The 17934-nt window shown below is 71.8% G+C and carries 16 protein-coding genes; 8 read left to right on the top strand and 8 right to left on the bottom strand.

Going from position 1 to position 17934, the window contains the following annotated elements; genetic code table 11:
• Window positions 1-1330: aldehyde dehydrogenase family protein (locus IEY82_RS30330; protein WP_189127686.1), on the bottom strand; the 1330-nt coding region annotated here is incomplete at its 3' end.
• A gap of 108 nt (window positions 1331-1438) precedes the next feature.
• Entirely contained in the window at window positions 1439-2059 is a 621-nt protein-coding gene (locus tag IEY82_RS30335) for a mycothiol-dependent nitroreductase Rv2466c family protein (RefSeq protein WP_189127687.1), read from the bottom strand.
• A 90-nt stretch (window positions 2060-2149) separates the two neighbouring features.
• Here IEY82_RS30335 and pepN point away from each other — a divergent pair, with 90 nt between their 5' ends.
• From pepN to IEY82_RS30350, 3 genes are all read left to right on the top strand, one after another.
• Window positions 2150-4711, top strand: coding sequence for an aminopeptidase N (pepN, locus tag IEY82_RS30340; RefSeq protein ID WP_189127688.1), 2562 nt, complete (start codon window positions 2150-2152; stop codon window positions 4709-4711).
• A 132-nt stretch (window positions 4712-4843) separates the two neighbouring features.
• Entirely contained in the window at window positions 4844-6262 is a 1419-nt protein-coding gene (locus IEY82_RS30345; RefSeq protein ID WP_189127689.1) for a serine/threonine-protein kinase, read from the top strand.
• A gap of 46 nt (window positions 6263-6308) precedes the next feature.
• Window positions 6309-7265 carry a hypothetical protein gene (locus IEY82_RS30350; protein ID WP_189127690.1) on the top strand — a complete coding sequence of 319 codons (957 nt, stop codon included), beginning with the start codon at window positions 6309-6311 and terminating at the stop codon, window positions 7263-7265.
• Between the two features lie 8 nt (window positions 7266-7273).
• On the opposite strand, the gene IEY82_RS30355 is transcribed toward IEY82_RS30350, so the two are convergent.
• Genes IEY82_RS30355 through IEY82_RS30365 form a run of 3 tightly spaced genes read right to left on the bottom strand, consistent with a single transcriptional unit; the run spans window position 7274 to window position 9388 of the window.
• On the bottom strand, window positions 7274-7636 hold the full coding sequence (locus IEY82_RS30355; RefSeq protein WP_189127691.1) for a TPM domain-containing protein: 363 nt from the start codon (window positions 7634-7636) through the stop codon (window positions 7274-7276).
• A 2-nt stretch (window positions 7637-7638) separates the two neighbouring features.
• Window positions 7639-7929: a hypothetical protein gene (locus IEY82_RS30360; RefSeq protein ID WP_189127692.1), complete on the bottom strand. Its 291-nt coding sequence runs from the start codon at window positions 7927-7929 to the stop codon at window positions 7639-7641.
• Window positions 7930-7981: 52 nt separating this feature from the next.
• Window positions 7982-9388, bottom strand: a complete 1407-nt coding sequence (locus IEY82_RS30365; RefSeq protein ID WP_189127693.1) for an amidase — start codon at window positions 9386-9388, stop codon at window positions 7982-7984.
• Window positions 9389-9527: 139 nt separating this feature from the next.
• Here IEY82_RS30365 and IEY82_RS30370 point away from each other — a divergent pair, with 139 nt between their 5' ends.
• The 3 genes from IEY82_RS30370 to IEY82_RS30380 all read left to right on the top strand — a co-directional run bounded on the left by IEY82_RS30370 (window position 9528) and on the right by IEY82_RS30380 (window position 13104).
• Complete coding sequence (locus tag IEY82_RS30370; RefSeq protein ID WP_189127694.1) at window positions 9528-10352, top strand: nuclease-related domain-containing protein; 825 nt, start codon at window positions 9528-9530, stop codon at window positions 10350-10352.
• Between the two features lie 273 nt (window positions 10353-10625).
• Window positions 10626-12464, top strand: coding sequence for a dihydroxy-acid dehydratase (gene ilvD / locus IEY82_RS30375; RefSeq protein ID WP_189127695.1), 1839 nt, complete (start codon window positions 10626-10628; stop codon window positions 12462-12464).
• Window positions 12465-12597: 133 nt separating this feature from the next.
• The gene (locus IEY82_RS30380; RefSeq protein ID WP_189127696.1) at window positions 12598-13104 is read left to right on the top strand and encodes a helix-turn-helix transcriptional regulator; all 507 of its coding nucleotides are present in this window, start codon (window positions 12598-12600) and stop codon (window positions 13102-13104) included.
• 79 nt (window positions 13105-13183) lie between these two features.
• On the opposite strand, the gene IEY82_RS30385 is transcribed toward IEY82_RS30380, so the two are convergent.
• From IEY82_RS30385 to IEY82_RS30395, 3 genes are all read right to left on the bottom strand, one after another.
• Window positions 13184-13393 (bottom strand): FmdB family zinc ribbon protein, encoded by a 210-nt coding sequence (locus IEY82_RS30385; RefSeq protein ID WP_189127697.1) that lies wholly within the window; start codon window positions 13391-13393, stop codon window positions 13184-13186.
• 14 nt (window positions 13394-13407) lie between these two features.
• On the bottom strand, window positions 13408-14208 hold the full coding sequence (locus IEY82_RS30390; RefSeq protein WP_189127698.1) for a GNAT family N-acetyltransferase: 801 nt from the start codon (window positions 14206-14208) through the stop codon (window positions 13408-13410).
• 77 nt (window positions 14209-14285) lie between these two features.
• On the bottom strand, window positions 14286-14792 hold the full coding sequence (locus IEY82_RS30395; protein WP_189127750.1) for an HNH endonuclease: 507 nt from the start codon (window positions 14790-14792) through the stop codon (window positions 14286-14288).
• Between the two features lie 283 nt (window positions 14793-15075).
• Between IEY82_RS30395 and IEY82_RS30400 the strand changes: the two genes are divergently transcribed.
• Both IEY82_RS30400 and IEY82_RS30405 read left to right on the top strand, forming a co-directional pair.
• The gene (locus IEY82_RS30400) at window positions 15076-17130 is read left to right on the top strand and encodes a prolyl oligopeptidase family serine peptidase (RefSeq protein ID WP_189127699.1); all 2055 of its coding nucleotides are present in this window, start codon (window positions 15076-15078) and stop codon (window positions 17128-17130) included.
• An 8-nt stretch (window positions 17131-17138) separates the two neighbouring features.
• Window positions 17139-17930: a helix-turn-helix domain-containing protein gene (locus IEY82_RS30405; RefSeq protein ID WP_189127700.1), complete on the top strand. Its 792-nt coding sequence runs from the start codon at window positions 17139-17141 to the stop codon at window positions 17928-17930.
• Window positions 17931-17934 lie beyond the last annotated feature (4 nt).

The raw sequence follows: 17934 nt of genomic DNA on the forward strand, positions 1-17934 counted from the left end.
GCTTGTAGCCGCCGAACGGCGCCATCGGGTTGAACTTGCCGCCGTTGATCATCACCTGACCGGTGCGGAGCCGCCGGGCCAGCGCGACGGCTCGCTCCTCGGTGGCGGACCAGACCGCTCCGGACAGGCCGTACCTGGTGCCGTCGGCGATCCGGACCGCCTGGTCCTCGGAGGTGTAGGGGATGATCGACAGCACCGGGCCGAAGATCTCCTCCTGTTCGATCGTCATGCCGGGCTCGACCGCGGCGAAGATCGTCGGCTCGACGTAGTAGCCGCGGTCCAGGGGCGGCTCGGTGCCACCGGCCACCAGCCGGGCGCCCTCCTCCTGGCCCCGGTTGATGTAGTGGACCACGCGGTCGCGCTGGGTGGCGGAGACGAGCGGGCCGACCCGGGTGGCCTCGTCGAACGGATCGCCGACGGTGTATTTGCGCGCCGCCTCGACGGCCAGGCCGACGGCCTCGTCGTACTGGTCGCGGTGGACGATCATGCGGGTCCACGCGGTGCAGGTCTGGCCGGCGTTGACGAAGCAGTTGGCGACGCCGACCTTGACGGCCACCCCCAGATCGGCGTCGGGCAGGATGATGTTGGCGGACTTGCCGCCCAGCTCCAGCGCGACGCGCTTGACCGTCTCGGCCGCCAGCGCGGCCACTCTGCGGCCCGCGGCCGTCGAGCCGGTGAAGGAGATCATGTCGACCTCGGGGTGCGCGGCCATGGCCTCGCCCACCACCGGGCCTCGCCCGCTGACCAGGTTGAACACGCCGGGCGGCAGCCCGATCTCGTGGAAGATGTCGGCCAGCGCGTAGGCGGCGAGCGGCGCCACCTCACTCGGCTTGAGGACGACCGTGCAGCCCGCGGCCAGCGCCGGGGCGACCTTGCAGATGATCTGGTGCAGCGGGTAGTTCCACGGGGTGATCGCCGCGACCACGCCGACCGGCTCCTTGACCACGAGCGAGTTGCCGACGCGCGACTCACGCGGGTGGCTCTCGGCCAGCTGGGCGTAGGAGGCCAGCACTCCGGCGGGCATCAGGGTCTGCACCTTGAGCGCGAAGCCGAGCGGCGCGCCCATGTCGCTCGCGATCGTCCGCGCGACCTCGTCGGCGCGCTCCTTCAGCAGCTCGGCGGCCGCGGCCAGGAGTTTGCCCCGCTCGGCCGGCGCGGTGGCCGACCAGGAGGCGAAGGCTTCTCGCGCGGCCAGGACCGCTCGCTCCACGTCGTCAGGGGAGCCCGCGGGCACCCGATCGATGATCTCCTCAGTGGCCGGGTTGACAACGTCGATCGCCTCACCCGAGGCCGAAGCGGTCCAGGCACCGCCGATGTATAGCTGACGCATGGCCCCCATCCTCGCGCGCCTGCCGTCGCAAAGCGAGGACAGGCGCTTGACGCACCCTTTTCTGCAGAGTAAAGGTATGAGCCCGGGATTGAGGGGATTGTTCCGAACTCAGTCGAAGGTCAGCGGGCGGGTGCGGGAGCGCTTGATCTCGAAGAAGTCCTCGAAGGCGGTCACCAGGAGCACGCCGTCCCAGAGGCGGCCGGCCTCCTCACCGCGCGGCACGCGGGTGATGACGGGGCCGAAGAAGGCGTTGCGGCCGACCCGGATGACAGGAGTGCCGACCTCCTGGCCGACCAGGTCGATGCCGGTGTTGTGCGACTCGCGTACGGCGGCGTCGAACTCCTCGGAATCCGCGGCCGCGACCAGCTCCGGGTCGAGCCCGACGGCCGCGAGCGACTCACCGAGGACGGCGCGCAGTTGGCCGGGCTGCTTGTTGCGGCCCTCGTTGTGCAGGCGGGTGCCGATCTCGGTGTAGAGGGGGCCGATCACGGACTCGCCGTACTTCGCCGCGGCGGCGGTGATCACCCGGACCGGCTCGATGGCCTTGGCGATCCCCTCACGGTAGGCCTCGTCTACGTCCTTGCCCTCGTTGAGGACGGTGAGGCTCATGATGTGCCAGCGCGCCTCGATGGGCCGCACCTTCTCGACTTCGAGCAGCCATCGTGACGTCAGCCAGGCGAACGGGCAGAAAGGATCGAACCACAGGTCCACAGGAGTCTTCGCAGTCATGTGGGGCCATAACCTGGGGGAGCCCGTCTCCTATTCCCAGCGTGGCAGGATACCGGCATACCCCAACGAAGTGGTGCAAAGGAGCGGAATTTGGCAGGCAATCTGACCCGGGACGAGGCTCGCGAGCGTGCTCGGCTGCTGGATGTCGAGTCGTACGAGGTCGCGCTCGATCTGACCGAGGGCGACGAGCGCTTCGAAAGCGTCACGACGGTCCGTTTCACCACCGACAGACCCGGCGCGTCCACCTTCATCGACCTGCACGGCGCCCAGGTGCGGCAGGTCGCGCTCAACGGAGTCGAGCTCGACGTCTCCGCCTACGACGCCGACAAGGGCCGCTTCCCGCTTCCCTCGCTGGCCGCGTCCAACGTGCTGCGCGTCGACGCCGACTGCGCCTACATGCGCAGCGGCGAGGGTCTGCACCGGTTCGTCGACCCCGTCGACCAGCGGGTCTACCTGCACAGCCAGTTCGAGACGGCCGACGCGCACCGCATGTACGCCTGCTTCGACCAGCCCGACCTCAAGGCATCCTTCGAGCTGACCGTGCTGGCGCCGGGCGACTGGGAGGTCGTCTCCAACGCCGCGGCGTCGTCGGTCGAGGACCTGCCCGCCGAGGGCGGCAGGCACGGGGCCGTGCAGCCCGCCAAGCGCTGGCGGTTCCCGGCCACGCCGGTCATGTCCACGTACATCACCGCGCTGGTCGCCGGGCCGTACCACAAGGTGACGGCGGAGCACGACGGCATCCCGCTCGGCGTCTACTGCCGCGCCTCGCTCGCCGAGCACCTCGACGCCGACAACATCCTGGAGGTCACCCGGCAGGGGTTCGACTTCTTCCACCGGGTGTTCGGCGTGCGCTACCCGTTCGGCAAGTACGACCAGCTGTTCGTGCCCGAGTTCAACGCGGGCGCGATGGAGAACGCCGGCTGCGTGACCTACCTCGAGGACTACGTCTTCCGCTCCCGCGTCACCGACGCCGTGGTCGAGCGGCGGGCCGAGACGATCCTGCACGAGATGGCCCACATGTGGTTCGGCGACCTGGTCACCATGCGCTGGTGGGACGACCTGTGGCTGAACGAGTCGTTCGCCACCTACATGTCCGTGCTGGCGCAGGCCGAGGCCACCCGCTGGGGCAAGGGCGCGTGGACCACGTTCGCGAACGTGGAGAAGTCCTGGGCCTACCGCCAGGACCAGCTGCCCTCCACGCACCCGATCGCCGCCGACATCCCCGACATGCAGGCGGTCGAGGTCAACTTCGACGGCATCACCTACGCCAAGGGCGCCTCGGTGCTCAAGCAGCTGGTCGCCTACGTGGGGCTGGACAACTTCCTGGCCGGCGTGCGCGACTACTTCACCGAGCACGCCTGGGGCAACACCGAGCTGAAGGACCTGCTCGGCGCCCTGGAGCGGACCTCCGGCCGCGACCTGTCGTCCTGGTCGAAGGAATGGCTGGAGACCGCCTGGGTCAACACGCTGCGCCCGTCGTTCACCGTCTCGCCCGACGGCCGGTTCGAGCGCTTCGAGGTGCTGCAGGAGGCACCGGCCGACTACCCCACGCTGCGCTCGCACCGTGTCGCCATCGGCCTCTACTCACTGGCCGACGGCGTGCTCACCCGGACCAGGCGGGTCGAGCTGGACGTGGTGGGCGCCCGCACGGTCGTGCCCGAGCTGGCCGGCGAGCGACAGCCCGACCTGGTGCTGATCAACGACGACGACCTGACGTACGCCAAGATCCGCCTGGACGAGCGCTCGCTCGGCACACTGGTCGCGGGGGGCATCACCGGCTTCACCGAGTCGCTGCCCAGGGCGCTGTGCTGGTCGGCGGCCTGGGACATGACGCGTGACGGCGAGATGTCCACCCGCGACTACGTCCGGCTGGTCGTCTCGGGCGTGGGCACGGTCAAGGACATCACGGTGCTGCAGGCGGTGCTCCGGCAGGCGCGGCTGGCGGTGCAGCAGTACGCCGACCCGGCCTGGCGGGCCGAGGGCCTCGCCCTGCTCTCCGCCGAGCTCAGGTCGCTGCTGGCCACGGCCGAGCCAGGCTCCGACCACCAGCTGGCCTACCTGCAGGCCTTCGCGCCGGTGGCCACCTCGGCCGAGGACCTCACCGTGCTGAGCGCCATCCTCGATGGTTCGGACGTCCCCGAGGGGCTGAGCGTCGACGCCGACCTGCGCTGGACGCTCGTCCACGCGCTGGTCTCCGGCGGCCGGCTCGGCGAGGCGGACATCGCCGCCGAGCTGGAGCGCGACCCCACCGCCACCGGCGAGCGGTCCGCGGCGCTGTGCCGCGCGACCATCCCGACGGCCGAGGCCAAGGCCGCCGCGTGGGAGACGATCGTGGGCGGCAAGCTGGCCAACCACATCGCCCGCACCACGGTCAGCGGCTTCCAGGACCCGCACCATCCCGAGCTGCTGGAGCCCTACCGCGAGGCCTACTTCGCCGAGGTCGGGCGGATCTACCAGGAGTGGACGTTCGACCAGGCGCAGACGTTCGCGGTCGGGTGCTTCCCGTCGCTGCTGATCGAGCCCGAGACGGTCGCGGCGGCCCAGGACTACCTGGCCACCGCCAAGCCGCCCCAGGCTCTGCGCCGGCTGATCCTCGAAGGCGCCGACGGGGTCAGCCGCGCCCTGCGCAACCGGGCCAAGGACGCCTCCTAGGCGCCCTGACCGGGCCCCGGCCGCGCGCCGCGACCGGGGCCCCGTCCGTTTCGCCCGGTAAGTTGCGGGAGGGGCGAGGCCCGCCCACGGAAACGGCGATCGCATCGAAGACGCGATGTTAGCCTCGGAAACGTGTTCGGCCCCGGGACCACGCTCAACGATCGCTACGTGCTGACCGACCGCCTCGGCGGTGGCGGCATGGGCGAGGTGTGGCGCGCCGACGACTCCGTGCTCGGCCGCACCGTGGCCATCAAGGTGATGATGCCCGCGCTGGCCGAGAATCCCGCGTTCGCCCGGCGTTTCCAGAACGAGGCCAGGGCCATGGCCACGCTCCGGCATCCCGGCGTGGTCGACGTCTACGACTACGGCGCCTGCGAGGTCGACCAGCGCCGGTTCAGCTTCCTGGTGATGGAGCTCGTCCACGGCGAGTCGCTCGACCACGTGCTGCGCCGGGGCCCGCTAGGCCCCGACGCCACCATGCGGCTGGTCGCCGAGGTGGCCGACGCGCTGGCCGCAGCCCACGCGCAGGGCATCGTGCACCGCGACGTCAAACCGGCCAACCTGATGATCCGGTCCGACGGCCGCGCCGCGCTCACCGACTTCGGCATCGCCCACTCCGTCTCGGCGGGCCAGCTCACGGCCACCGGCACGATGCTGGGCTCGGCGGCCTACTGCGCTCCCGAGATGGCCATGGCCGGCGACGTGACTCCCGCCGTCGACCTCTACTCCCTGGGCGTGGTGGCCTACGAGTGCCTGACCGGGCGGCTGCCGTTCCAGGGTGACACTCCCGTACAGATCATCTACAAGCACCTGCACGCGCCCGTTCCCGAGCTTCCCGCCGACGTGCCGCCGGGGCCTCGCCGGCTGGTCGAGAGGGCGCTGGAGAAGACGCCCGAGCGACGCTGGGCCTCGGCCAACGAGGTCGCTCTGGCGGCGCGCCAGGCCATGGGCACGGCCGCCTCGTCGGCTCCGTCCGCCTCGCACGCGTTCGCGCCCGCAGCGGCTTCGGCAGGGGCGTCGGCCACCGCGTCCGGCGTGGCTGACGGCACGGAGCACAGCACGCTGCCGGGCGCCGAACACCACGCGCCGCACGTGGTGCCCGAGGCGCGGTCCGGCACCCGGCGCCGGGTCCTGACCGCCGGCCTGGCGATCCTCACCGCGATCGTGGCGACCGTGGCGGTGGCGGGTTCGGTCTGGATACGTTCTGACAGCGCCGCCGAGCCGGTCACCGTTCCCCCTGCGGTGTCGACCAGTCAGGCGCCGTCGCCGGGCGTGACTCCGAGCAGCAGGCAGCCGGTACGACAACAGCAGCAGGCGCCGCCGACGAAGGACTCCTCGGCTCCCGTCGTGACGGCCACCACTTCCCCCTCGGCCACGCCGAGCGCGACGCCCACCGGCGAGCCCGAGCCGACCGGCAAGCCCACCACCTCGCCGCCGGAGCCCGAGCCGACCGAGGAGCCGCCGTCCCCCGGTCCGCAGGAGCCCGAGCCGACCGCCGAGGAGCCCAAGCCGACCGGCGACATCCAGTGCATCCGGGAGCCCTGCCCCTGACCTCCGGCGTTCCGCCGGCCCTCCAGGGCCGTGAGAAGGTGATCAGGTGGACTCGACTCGCGACCTGTTCATCGCACTGGCCCGCCGCTACGCGTTCGCCGATCTCGGGGCGCTGGCGCCTGATCCCGAGGTCGCCGACGTGTGCGATTTCGGGCAGCGGCTCCTCTCCCTCGACGCCGAGGACTTCGCCGTCGAGGCGCGGTCCGTGCCGGCCGCCCTGAGGCGGAGCGCCCGGGCGTGCCACATGCCGCAGACCGCCCGCGAGCAGCCGCGCGGCGCGCTCGAGTCGCTACGGCCCGCCTACCGGCTGCTGCTGGAGGTGATCGCCGTCCGCTGGCACCGCCGCGAGCTGAGCCCCATGATCGCCGCCGTGCACATCGCCGGCGAATACCTTCCGTTGCTGGCGTTCGAGCCGCAGCTCGGCCACGCGGGTGATCCCGCGCGGTGGCCCGAGGGCCTGAGCGCCCCGGGCAGCAGGTTCGGCGTGATCGGCGACCGCGACTGCGACCACACCAAGTCCGAGCAGTCCGCCACCAACCGCACCCTCCGGGTGTCGATCGAGCCGCCCGAGGGCTGGCGCGCCTACTTCGACCGCCAGCACAGCCAGGTCGCCGGCGCCGTGGCCGTCTGCGTCTCCACCTGCCGCAAGCCGTGTACGGCGATGCACTGGATCGACCCAGAACCACGCGCCGACCTGGGCGTTCGCGCCCGCACCGCGCTGGCCTTCGCCGAAACCCCCCTCGTACGGCTCCGCCACGCGGCACCCGTCGGCCACGGCTTCGGCGTGCCCTCACCGGAGGAGGTGCTCGACGCCTGGGAGCGCAGCCGGGCGGTGCTCGACAAGAGCGAGGTCGGCGCGGCGGCGCTCAAGGACGACGGTTTCCCCCTGCCGGGCCTGCCCTCGCTGTTCTCGGCCATCGCCGCCACGCCCATCGCTCCGGCCACGCTGCTCGACGGCGTCAGCCGGCACATCGTCGGCCTCCTCGAACGCCTGCCCGGCTAGCCGGGCGCCTACCGTCTGGCCGTGGCCTGTTCGCCCAGGGCGCCGATGCCGTACAGCAGGCCGCCCACCAGATCGCCGACGCTGAACGCGGTGGCCATCGACATCGCGGTCAGCCGGCAGGACGCATCGGTCAACCGGCGTCTGGTGCCGGCCCCGGTCACGATCTCCACGCCCCGCCCGGCGACGTCGACGAGGATGACGACGGCGTCGTCGGCCTCGTCCCCGAACACGGCGTGCAGCCGCTCGGCGAAGTGCCGCCGCGGACCCTCCGGCGGGCCGACGAACAGGCCGAACCTCAGGCCGCTGCGGCGTTCGGCGACCAGGAGCGCCTTCCTGATGTCGTCGGCCTGTGCCGTGCTGAGCAGGCGCATCGTCACCACCCCGCCGAGGCGCCGCCGGTGCGGCCACCGGGCTCGGCCGTCCGGGCGGCGTCGAGCCAGTCGGACTCGGGGACCGGCGCCCAGCGCGGCACCTGGTCGTCCAGCACGAGGCCGGAGGTGCTCACGCCGTGCTCCCCGCGGCCGGGACCGCCCAGCCACACCGGGCCGGTCGCCGCCCGGCGGGACGGGCTTCTGCCAGGGGCCATCACGAGCAGGCTGATCAGCACGAACAGTCCCAGTGACATCCCGATGAGGAGGACCAGAGTCTCCTGCGCGCCGTTCACACCACGAACGTAATCCGGCTTCGCCCGTCCGGCCAGACCCGTCTGCGGGGAGCTACCAGACGGGTGGCCGCCGGTCGCCCCAGAATCCGCCCCTGGCGGCCTCCACCTGCGCCGACAGCGAGATCAGAGTGCCCTCGTCGCCGACCCGCCCGGCCAGCATGACGCCGATCGGCAGCCCTTCGGCCGTCCAGTGCAGCGGCAGGTTCACCGACGGCTGGCCGGTGACGTTGTAGACGGCCGTGAACGTGGCGAACCTGCTCATGCGCTCGAGCGTCTCCTCGGCGTCCGCCACGTCCTCGAACCAGCCGACCGGCACGGGCGGCTGGGTGACGGTCGGGGTGAGCACGGCGTCGTAGCCGTCGGTCACCGCGACCCCCGCCCGGCAGGCGAGCTGGAGCGCGGCCTGGGCCTGCAGGAACGTCGGGGCGGGAGTGGCGAAGCCGCGCTCGCGCAGCCAGGCGGTGATCGGCCGCAGCAGGTCCGTCTGGTGGTCGGCGACGGGATGCATGCAGGCGAACGCGCACCACATGGTGATGAAGTGCGGCACCATGTCCGGCCCGTACGGCCGGGCGATGTCGACGACCTCGTGGCCCAGCGCGGCGAGCGTGTCGCTGGCCTCGTCGTAGGCGGCCAGCACGTCGGGATGGACCTCGGCCCCTGGCACCACGGGGTCGGCGTAACGGGCGACGCGCAGCCGCCCGGGGTCGCGGCCGACCCGCTCCAGGAAGGTGCCCTCGTGCCGCGGCGCGAGGAACGTGTCGCCGGGACTGTTGTGGGCCATCACGTCGAGCAGCGCCGCCGCGTCGGCCACCGTGCGCGCGATCGGGCCGTTGGTGGACAGGCCGGCGAGGTCGGGGATGATCGGCGCGAAGCTGATCCGGCCCCGGGTGGGCTTGATGCCGTACAGACCGCACACCGAGGCGGGGATGCGGATCGAGCCGGCGCCGTCACTCCCCTGGGCGGCGGGGGCGAGCCCGGCGGCCACGGCGGCCGCCGCTCCGCCGCTCGACCCGCCCGCGGACCGGCTGGTGTCCCAGGGCGAGCGGGCGGGCGGAGACAGGTCGGTCTCGGTGTAGCACGGCAGCCCGAACTCGGGGGTCGCGGTCTTGCCCAGCATGACGGTGCCGGCCTCGCGCAGCCGCTCCACCACCGTGTCGTCCAGGGGCGCGACGAACTCCCGGTAGGTGGCCGACCCGAACATGATCGGCACGTCCTTGACCAGGTTAAGATCCTTGACAGGGATCGGCACTCCGGCGAGCGGTCCGTCTGGCAGCTCCTTCGCCAGGCGGCGGGCCTGGTCGAGTGCCCTCTCCGCGGTCACGGTCACGTACGCGCCGACGTGCGGGTCGAGGCGCTCGATCCGATCGAGGTAGTGCTGGGTGAGCTCGACCGGCGAGATCTCCTGGTCACGGATCGCCTGTGCCTGCTCGAGAGCCGAAAGCTCGTGAAGGTCTCGCACGCTGCCTCAGCGTAGGGTCTCCGGCGAGGAACGTAATAGATACCCGGAAAACGGGCGTGGAACACAGTGAGCTGGGCCATAAAACTATGGACAGGGCAAGACTAGGAAACGACGAGAACCACGGGCTACGGTGATCTACGTGGACTCCGACCACCAGCGAGAAGACGGTCCCAACACCTCACCCATCTGGGTGAGCGACCGCCCCGAAGCGGACCAGACCACCGCGCGACCAGCGGCACCCGCCTCGACCTACGCGCCTGTCGAGCGCGCCTCACTGCGCAGCGTGCTCCAGCAACGCCGGTTCCGGCAGGTGCGCAACCGCGCGCTGCTGGCGCTCGGGGTCAGCCTGGTCGTGGGATTCCTGGCGCTCGACTGGCGTGTGGGTGTGAGCGCGGGCGTGATCGCGGCCATCCTCGACGCCGTCTACCGCGCACGGTCCAACTCGACCGTGCCGGCCTGGCGTCGCGCCTCCGTCGCCGAGCGCCGTACCGAGGCCCAGCTCCGCAAGCTGGAACGCAACGGCTACCGCACCCTGCACGCCAGGGCGATCCCCGGCAGCGACGCCCAGATCGACCACCTGGTCGTGGGGCCGACCGGCGTCTACGCGGTCGACTCCGAGAAGTGGGACAAGCGGCTGCCGGTCCGTGTGCAGATGGGCAAGAAGCTCTTCCACGGTCCCTTCGACATGAAACCCCGCCTCACCGAGGCGAAGTGGGAGGCGACCCAGGCCAGCGAGCTGATCAGCAAGTCGTACGGGCGGGAGATCTCGGTCGTGCCGTCGCTGGCCATCTACGGGCCCCCGGTGCCGTGGAAGATCATGACGATCCGCGGCGTCGACGTCTACGAGGGCGCCCGCGCCCGCAAGTGGATCACCAAGCGCGAGCGGGCCCTCACCGAGGCCGAGATCGAGCGGCTCCACGAGATCGCGGCTCAGGTGCTGCCCGCGCGATACGGCGAGGGTTGAGCCGACCGCCCGGCCCGCGCGGCCGGGCACGTCCTGAGGTCGCCCACCCACCCTGAGGTCGTCCAGTCTTCCGGCGGGCTTCCGCGCCAAGCGGGAGCCCGTTCTGGCGTTCGCCCATGTTCTCGCGCGCGTCCTTTTCTCCGGCTCGGGTCCATCCTCCGGCCCGCGTCCATGGAGCCGGCCCGGGCGCCATGTCCACGCCGTGGACGGGCGTCTCAGCACCCGGGCGGTGGCCGTACCATGGGAAGACTCGCTAGCGATGGGAGAAGCTCAATGCCCGCCCTCAGGTCACGTACGGTCACCCACGGCAGGAACATGGTCGGCGCCCGGGCCCTGCTCCGGGCGACCGGCGTAGCGGGGAGCGACTTCGGCAAGCCCATCATCGCGGTGGCCAACAGCTTCACCCAGTTCGTCCCCGGCCACGTGCACCTGCGCGAGGTCGGCGACGTGGTGGCGAAGGCGATCCGAGAGGCGGGGGCGATCCCGCGCGAGTTCAACACGATCGCCGTCGACGACGGCATCGCGATGGGCCACGGCGGCATGCTCTACTCACTGCCGTCGCGCGAGCTGATCGCCGACGCCGTCGAGTACATGGTCAACGCCCACTGCGCCGACGCGCTGATCTGCGTGTCCAACTGCGACAAGATCACGCCTGGCATGCTGCTGGCCGCGTTCCGGCTGAACATCCCCACGATCTTCGTCTCCGGCGGGCCGATGGAGGCCGGCAAGACCCCGGGCCGCAAGCTCGACCTGATCGACCCGATGATCGCCGCGGCGGACGAGTCGGTGTCCGACGCCGACCTGCTGGAGATGGAGGAGAACGCCTGCCCGACCTGCGGGTCGTGCTCCGGCATGTTCACCGCCAACTCCATGAACTGCCTGGCCGAGGCGATCGGCCTGGCGCTGCCCGGCAACGGCACGATCCTGGCCACCCACAAGCGGCGCGAGCGGCTCTTCCAGGACGCCGGCCGCCAGGTGGTCGAGATCGCCCGGCGCTACTACGAGGACGACGACGAGTCGGTGCTGCCGCGCTCGATCGCCACCCACGAGGCGTTCGAGAACGCGATGGCGCTCGACGTGGCGATGGGCGGGTCCACCAACACGATCCTGCACATCCTGGCCGCGGCGCGCGAGGCGGGCGTCGACTTCGGGCTCAAGGAGATCAACGAGATCTCGCTGCGGGTGCCGTGCCTGTGCAAGGTGGCGCCCGCGACGAACAAGTACCACGTCGAGGACGTCCACCGGGCGGGCGGCATCCCCGCCATCCTGGGCGAGCTCGACCGGGCCGGGCTGCTCCACCGCGACGTGCCGACGGTCAACGGCGGCACGCTCGGCTCCCTGCTCGCCGAGTGGGACCCGTGCTCGCCCACCGTGCGGCCGGAGGCCGTCGAGTTGTGGCACGCGGCCCCGGGCAACGTCCGCACCGTGAAGCCCTACTCCCAGGACAACCGCTGGGACGACCTCGACCTCGACCGCGCCGAGGGCTGCGTCCGCGACCGCGAGCACGCCTACACGTCCGACGGCGGCCTCGCGGTCCTGTACGGCAACATCGCCCGCGACGGCGCCGTGGTCAAGACGGCCGGCGTGGACGAGTCGATCTGGAAGTTCAGCGGGCCGGCGGTGGTGTTCGAGTCGCAGGAGCAGGCGGTCGAGGGCATCCTCGGCGACCGCGTGCGCGAGGGCGACGTCGTGGTCATCCGTTACGAGGGGCCCAAGGGCGGGCCGGGCATGCAGGAGATGCTCTACCCGACCTCGTTCCTCAAGGGCAGAGGTCTCGGCAAGGCGTGCGCGCTGGTCACCGACGGGCGCTTCTCGGGCGGCACGTCCGGGCTGTCGATCGGCCACGCCTCTCCTGAGGCCGCCGAGGGCGGGATGATCGCGCTGGTCGAGGACGGCGACATCATCGACATCGACATCCCGTCGCGGACCCTTGAGCTGCGGGTGCCCGAGCCGGAGCTGGCCGCGCGCCGCGAGCGGCTGCTGGCCGACCTCGGCGGCTACCGTCCGCGTGACCGTCACCGGCCGGTGAGCGTGGCCCTGCAGGCCTACGCGGCCATGACCACGTCCGCCTCCACGGGCGCCTCACGCGATCTGACGCAGCTCTCCCGCTGACCGTCGGGCCCGCCGACCCGGCCCTCTCCGCCCTCGCCGCCCTCGCCGTCCGACCTGTACGGCGAGGGCAGGGTTACCTTGCTTGCCGTACACGTTTTCGAAAAATGTCAGTGCCCATCTCTATTGTGTGGGTATGGCTACAGTCGTGAAGCCCACCACCCGCCCGCTGACGACCGCCGAGATCGCCGCCCTCGCCCTCTCCCTGGCCCATCTGGGATCGGGCCCCCAGGCTGTCACCGCCCGGCGCGGCCTGCAGCACGTGTTCGAGCATCTGGACCTCGACGACGACGTCATCGCCACCACCCTCGCGACGCTCACCGAGCCGCTGCCCGTGGAGATCGCCGCCCGGGCCAGGCTCATCGCCGACGCCATCACCAGCAGACTCATGATCCGTCTCCACTACCGCGACGCCTCCGGACACGTCACCAGCCGTGACGTGGAGCCGGTGACCTGTCTGGTCCACCGCGAATACTGGTATCTGGTGGGGGTGTGCCGGATGCGCCGGGGCATCCGGGCGTTCAGGTTCGACCGGATCATCGCGGTGGAGCCCACGCTGTCTCCCTCCAGGCCCCACCTGGCCGACCGCTTCCTGCCGTTCCAGCGGCGCAAGCGCCCCAAGGCCCTCCAGCGCGCCATCTGAGCCCACCCTGGGGACACACGCGTCGCGCCCTGCTCGGCGGTGAAGGGCGTCACCGCCGAGCAGGGCCAGAAACACCGGGTCAGGAGCAGCATCCGCCGCCGCAGCAGCCGCCCCCGCCTCCAGCGGGCCGGGGTGCGGCGGCACCGCCGGTCATGGCGACCGTCGAGAGGAGCTTGACCGTGTCGTCGTGGCCCTCCGGGCAGGAGGCCGGGTCGTCGGACGCCGACATGGGACGGGACACTTCGAACGTGGAGCCGCAGGCGCGGCAGCGGAAGTCGTAACGCGGCATGGGCACAGATTACGTCAGAGCGGGAACGTCGCCTGCGCGTAGTCGGCGACCGGCCGGTATCCGATCGACCGGTAGACGGCGTTGCTCGTCGGATTGGCCAGATCGGTGAAGAGCACCACCTCGTCGCACCGCTCGTCCAGCGCCGTCCGGCTCGCGAAGGCGGTCACCGCGGCGCCGTAGCCTCGCCTGCGGCTCGACGGCGGGGTGTAGACGGGCCCGATGCGGCAGACCCCGCCCGCCTGCGGCGACACCGCCGCCAGCGACACCGGCGCGTCGTCGTCCCACAGGAAGAGCTCCCCCGCGGCCATTCGCCGCTGGACCCTCGCGACCGTGTCGGCGCCGCCGGTCAGCCGCACCTCGGTCTCGAACGCCTGCATCCAGCTCACCAGCAGCGGGAAGTCGGCCGCCGTCGCCGGCCGGCCCCGGCCCGGCACGTCGGGCGGGGTCAGCGTCTCCAGACGGTAGAGGCGTTCGGCGCGGACGTCGCCGGTGCGGCCGAGCGCCTCGGTGACCGCGTCGACGAGATCGACCGGCCCGACGACCTCGGGGATCGCGCCGTCCAGCGCCGACACCAGCGGCCCGATCGCCTCGACCGGCATGCGGGCGAGCCCGACCGGGTGCGGCGGAGTGCGGAAAGCGGCGCCCCGGACCTCGCCCTCGGCGGTCCACCAGCCGAAGCAGGCCCCCTCGGCCGGCATGCCCGCCCGCACATTGGCCAGGACGGTGAGCGGCACCGTGTTGCGCACCGGGTCGGCCAGCAGGAACGGCTCGGCGGCTCGGGCATAGGCCTCGACGTCAGCGGTGAAGCTCCACATGCGTGGATCCTGCCAGCCGGCGGCTCGCGGCGGCAAACGTCATCGGGCCCGGATCCGGCCGGATCCGGGCCCGGAGGTCAGGCCGCCGCTTCGAGGTAGGGCGCCCATTGCGGGTCACCGATGAGTGAGGCACCGATCAGCCGCCAATGAGCGCCCCGTGGCACCGCCGGGGCGACGCGCAGCGTCCACCCCAGCTCCTCCAGGAACTTGTCGGCCTTGCGGTGGTTGCAGGTCGTGCACGAGGCCACGCAGTTCTCCCACGTGTGGGGACCGCCACGGGACCGGGGCACGACGTGGTCGATGGTCTCGGCCCGCTGGCCGCAGTAGGCGCAGCGGTAGTCGTCGCGCCGCATGAGCGCCGCCCTCGTCAGCGGGATGCGCGAGCGGTAGGGGATGCGGACGTATCTGCGCAGCCGGATCACCGAGGGGACGTCGAGCGTGCGGCTGGCCGAGCGCAGGACCGCGCCCCGGCCGTCACGGTGCACGACGTCGGCCTTCTCCCGCAGCACGAGCACGATCGCGCGGTGCAGCGAAAGCGTGGTGAGTGGCTCATAGGTGGCGTTGAGCAGCAGGACTTGGCGCATCATCGTGCCTCTTCCCGCTGCGGGCGTATCAAGGGGGACATGCCGCGGCATGTCCCGGCTGTCGGCCCCTCCTGGGGCATGGACGCTTCCGTCACGTGGACCTCCGCCGGACGGTCCAGCGGATCGACACCACGGCACCGTCCTTCTCACCAAGTCTGGCGTTTCGAGCGTGGTCCCCGCCACCCCATAACCTCCAGCCGGAATGACCAGAGGGACGCACGATACGTTTTATGCCCGTATCACCCAGGCTTTACGCGTCCCCGCTGCCAGTAGGGTTCGGGACATGACCCGTGAGCCTTACCCAACCGCACGCCGCGAGGAAACCGTCGAGCTCCTGCACGAGACCCCCGTGCCGGACCCGTACCGGTGGCTGGAGGATCCCGACAGTCCCGAGACGAAGGGCTGGCTGCTCGCGCAGGCCGATCTCTTCCGGCGGGAGTCCGGGCGACAGCGCTTCAAGGAGCGCATCGGCGAGCTGCTCAGGTCGGGCTCGGTGGGCACGCCGGTCTGGCGCGGCGACCGTCACTTCTTCAGCCGCCGCACTCCGGACCAGGAGCACGCGGTCTACTACGTCGTCGACCCCGACGGCACCGAGCGGGCGCTGATCGACCCGATGGCGATCGACCCGTCGGGCCTGACCACGCTCGACGCGGTGCAGCCCGACAAGGAGGGGCGCCTGCTCGCCTACCAGCTCTCGGTGGGGGGTGACGAGGAGTCGGTCCTCTACCTCCTGGACGTGGCCACGGGGGTCCGGATCGAGGGTCCGATCGACCGCTGCCGCTACTCCCCCATCGCCTGGCTGCCCGGCGGCGGGGCGTTCTACTACGTGCGACGGCTCCCGCGCACCGAGGTGCCCGAGAACGAGGCGCAGTTCCACCGCCGCGTCTACCTGCACCGGGTCGGCACGTCCACCGAGGACGACGTGATGATCTTCGGCGAGGGCCTGAAGATGACCAACTACTACGGCGTCTCGGTGTCGCGTGACGGCCGCTGGCTGCAGATCTCCGCCAGCGAGGGCACCGCCCCGCGCAACGACCTGTGGGTGGCCGACCTGGAGGCGTCGCCGGCCGACCGGCCCGAGCTGCGGGTCGTGCAGGAGGGCGTCGACGCCCAGACCGGCCTGGTGTTCGGCCGCGACGGCAGGCTCTACGTGCATACCGACCGTGACGCGTCGCGGGCCCGGGTCTGCGTCACCGACCCGGCGACGCCCGGCGCCGACGCCTGGCGTGACCTGATCCCCGAGGACCCCGAGGCGGTGCTGTCCGACTTCGCCATCCTCGACGACCTGGAGCGGCCGGTCATGCTGGTCGGCTGGACCCGCCACGCCATCAGCGAGATCACCGTCCACGATCTGGAGACGGGCGAGCGGCTCGGCGAGGTCCCCACGCCCGGCCTGGGCACCATCGGCGGCATCTCCGAGCGGCCCGAGGGCGGTCACGAGGCGTGGTTCGGCTACACCGACAACGTCACGCCGCCGACGATCCAGCGCTACGACGCCAGGACGGGCGAGACCACGCTCTGGGCCGCCTCACCGGGCGCCGTCGACGTGCCGCCGGTGCGCACCTCCCAGGTCGTCTACCGGTCCAAGGACGGCACGCCGGTGCGCATGCTGGTGATCGCGCCCGTCGACGCCGAGGGGCCGCGACCGACCATCCTGTACGGCTACGGCGGTTTCGGCCTGTCGATGACCCCCGGCTACTCCGCGTCGATCCTGGCCTGGGTCGAGGCGGGTGGCGTCTACGCGATCGCCAACCTGCGCGGCGGCGGCGAGGAGGGCGAGGACTGGCACCGGGCGGGCATGCTGGCGCACAAGCAGAACGTGTTCGACGACTTCCACGCCGCGGCCGAGCACCTCATCGAGACCGGCGTCACCACGTCCGCCCAGCTGGGCATCTCCGGCGGCTCCAACGGCGGCCTGCTGGTGGGCGCCGCTCTGACGCAGCGCCCGGAGCTCTACGCCGCCGTCGCGTGCTCCGCGCCGCTGCTCGACATGATCAGGTTCGAGCTGTTCGGCCTGGGCGCCACCTGGAACGTCGAGTACGGCTCCGCCGCCGACCCCGAGCAGTTCGGCTGGCTGCGGGCCTACTCCCCCTACCACCACGTCCGCGAGGGGGTCGCCTACCCGGCGACGCTCTTCACCGTCTTCCAGTCCGACACCCGCGTGCATCCGTCGCACGCGTGGAAGATGTGCGCGGCGCTGCAGCACGCCTCCACGTCCGACCGGCCGATCCTGCTGCGCAACGAGACGGAGGTGGGCCACGGCGCCCGCTCGGTGAGCCGCACGGTCGACCTGTCGGCCGACACCCTCACCTTCCTGGCCAGGCACACCGGCCTATAGTCCAAGGCATGAACGCGCTGGGGCCGGCCATGGTCGAGGCCGCCCCCGGCCCGGCCCTGCGACCCTACGTCACCCGGCTGACCGCCTATCGCGAGCACTACGGGCGGCCGGTGACGCGGAGCGAGGCGGCCATGCCGGGGGCGGTGCTGATCCTGGGGTTCGGCGCGCCGACGGAGGTGGCCGGCCGGCTGTTCACCTCGTTCACCGGCGGGCTCGGCGACCGGTTCACGGTGACCCGCACGAGCGAGCCGACCGAGGGCGTGCAGGTGTTCCTCACCCCGTTCGGGGCGCGGCGGCTGTTCGGCCTGCCGATGCGGCAGCTGGCCAACGTGGTGGTGCCGGCCGAGGACGTACTGGGACGGTGGGCCCGCGACGCCGTCGCCCGGCTGGCCGAGACGCCGTCGTGGCGCGACCGGCTGGCGCTGGCCGACCGGCTGCTGACGCGGCGCATCCTGGCGGGCCCGGAGCTCGGTCCCGAGGTGCCGTGGGCGTGGGCGCGGTTGGTCGGCTCCGGCGGCGCCCTCAGGGTGTCGTCGCTGGCCGACTCGCTCGGCTGGAGCCATCGCCACCTCGTCGCCCGCTTCCACGACCAGGTCGGGCTGACGCCCAAGGCCGCGGCCCGGGTGATCCGCTTCGACCGGGCGGCCCGGCTGGTGCGGGCGGGCGTCCCCATCGCCGAGGTGGCCGCCTCGTGCGGTTTCTACGACCAGGCGCACCTGAACCGCGAGTTCAGGACGCTGGGCGGCCTGACCCCCGGTCAGATTCGTCCAAGACCCGGCAAGCCGCCGCGCGCAGACTGAGGTC

The sequence above is a fragment of the Nonomuraea cavernae genome, from assembly GCF_014646355.1.
GTDB lineage: Bacteria > Actinomycetota > Actinomycetes > Streptosporangiales > Streptosporangiaceae > Nonomuraea > Nonomuraea cavernae.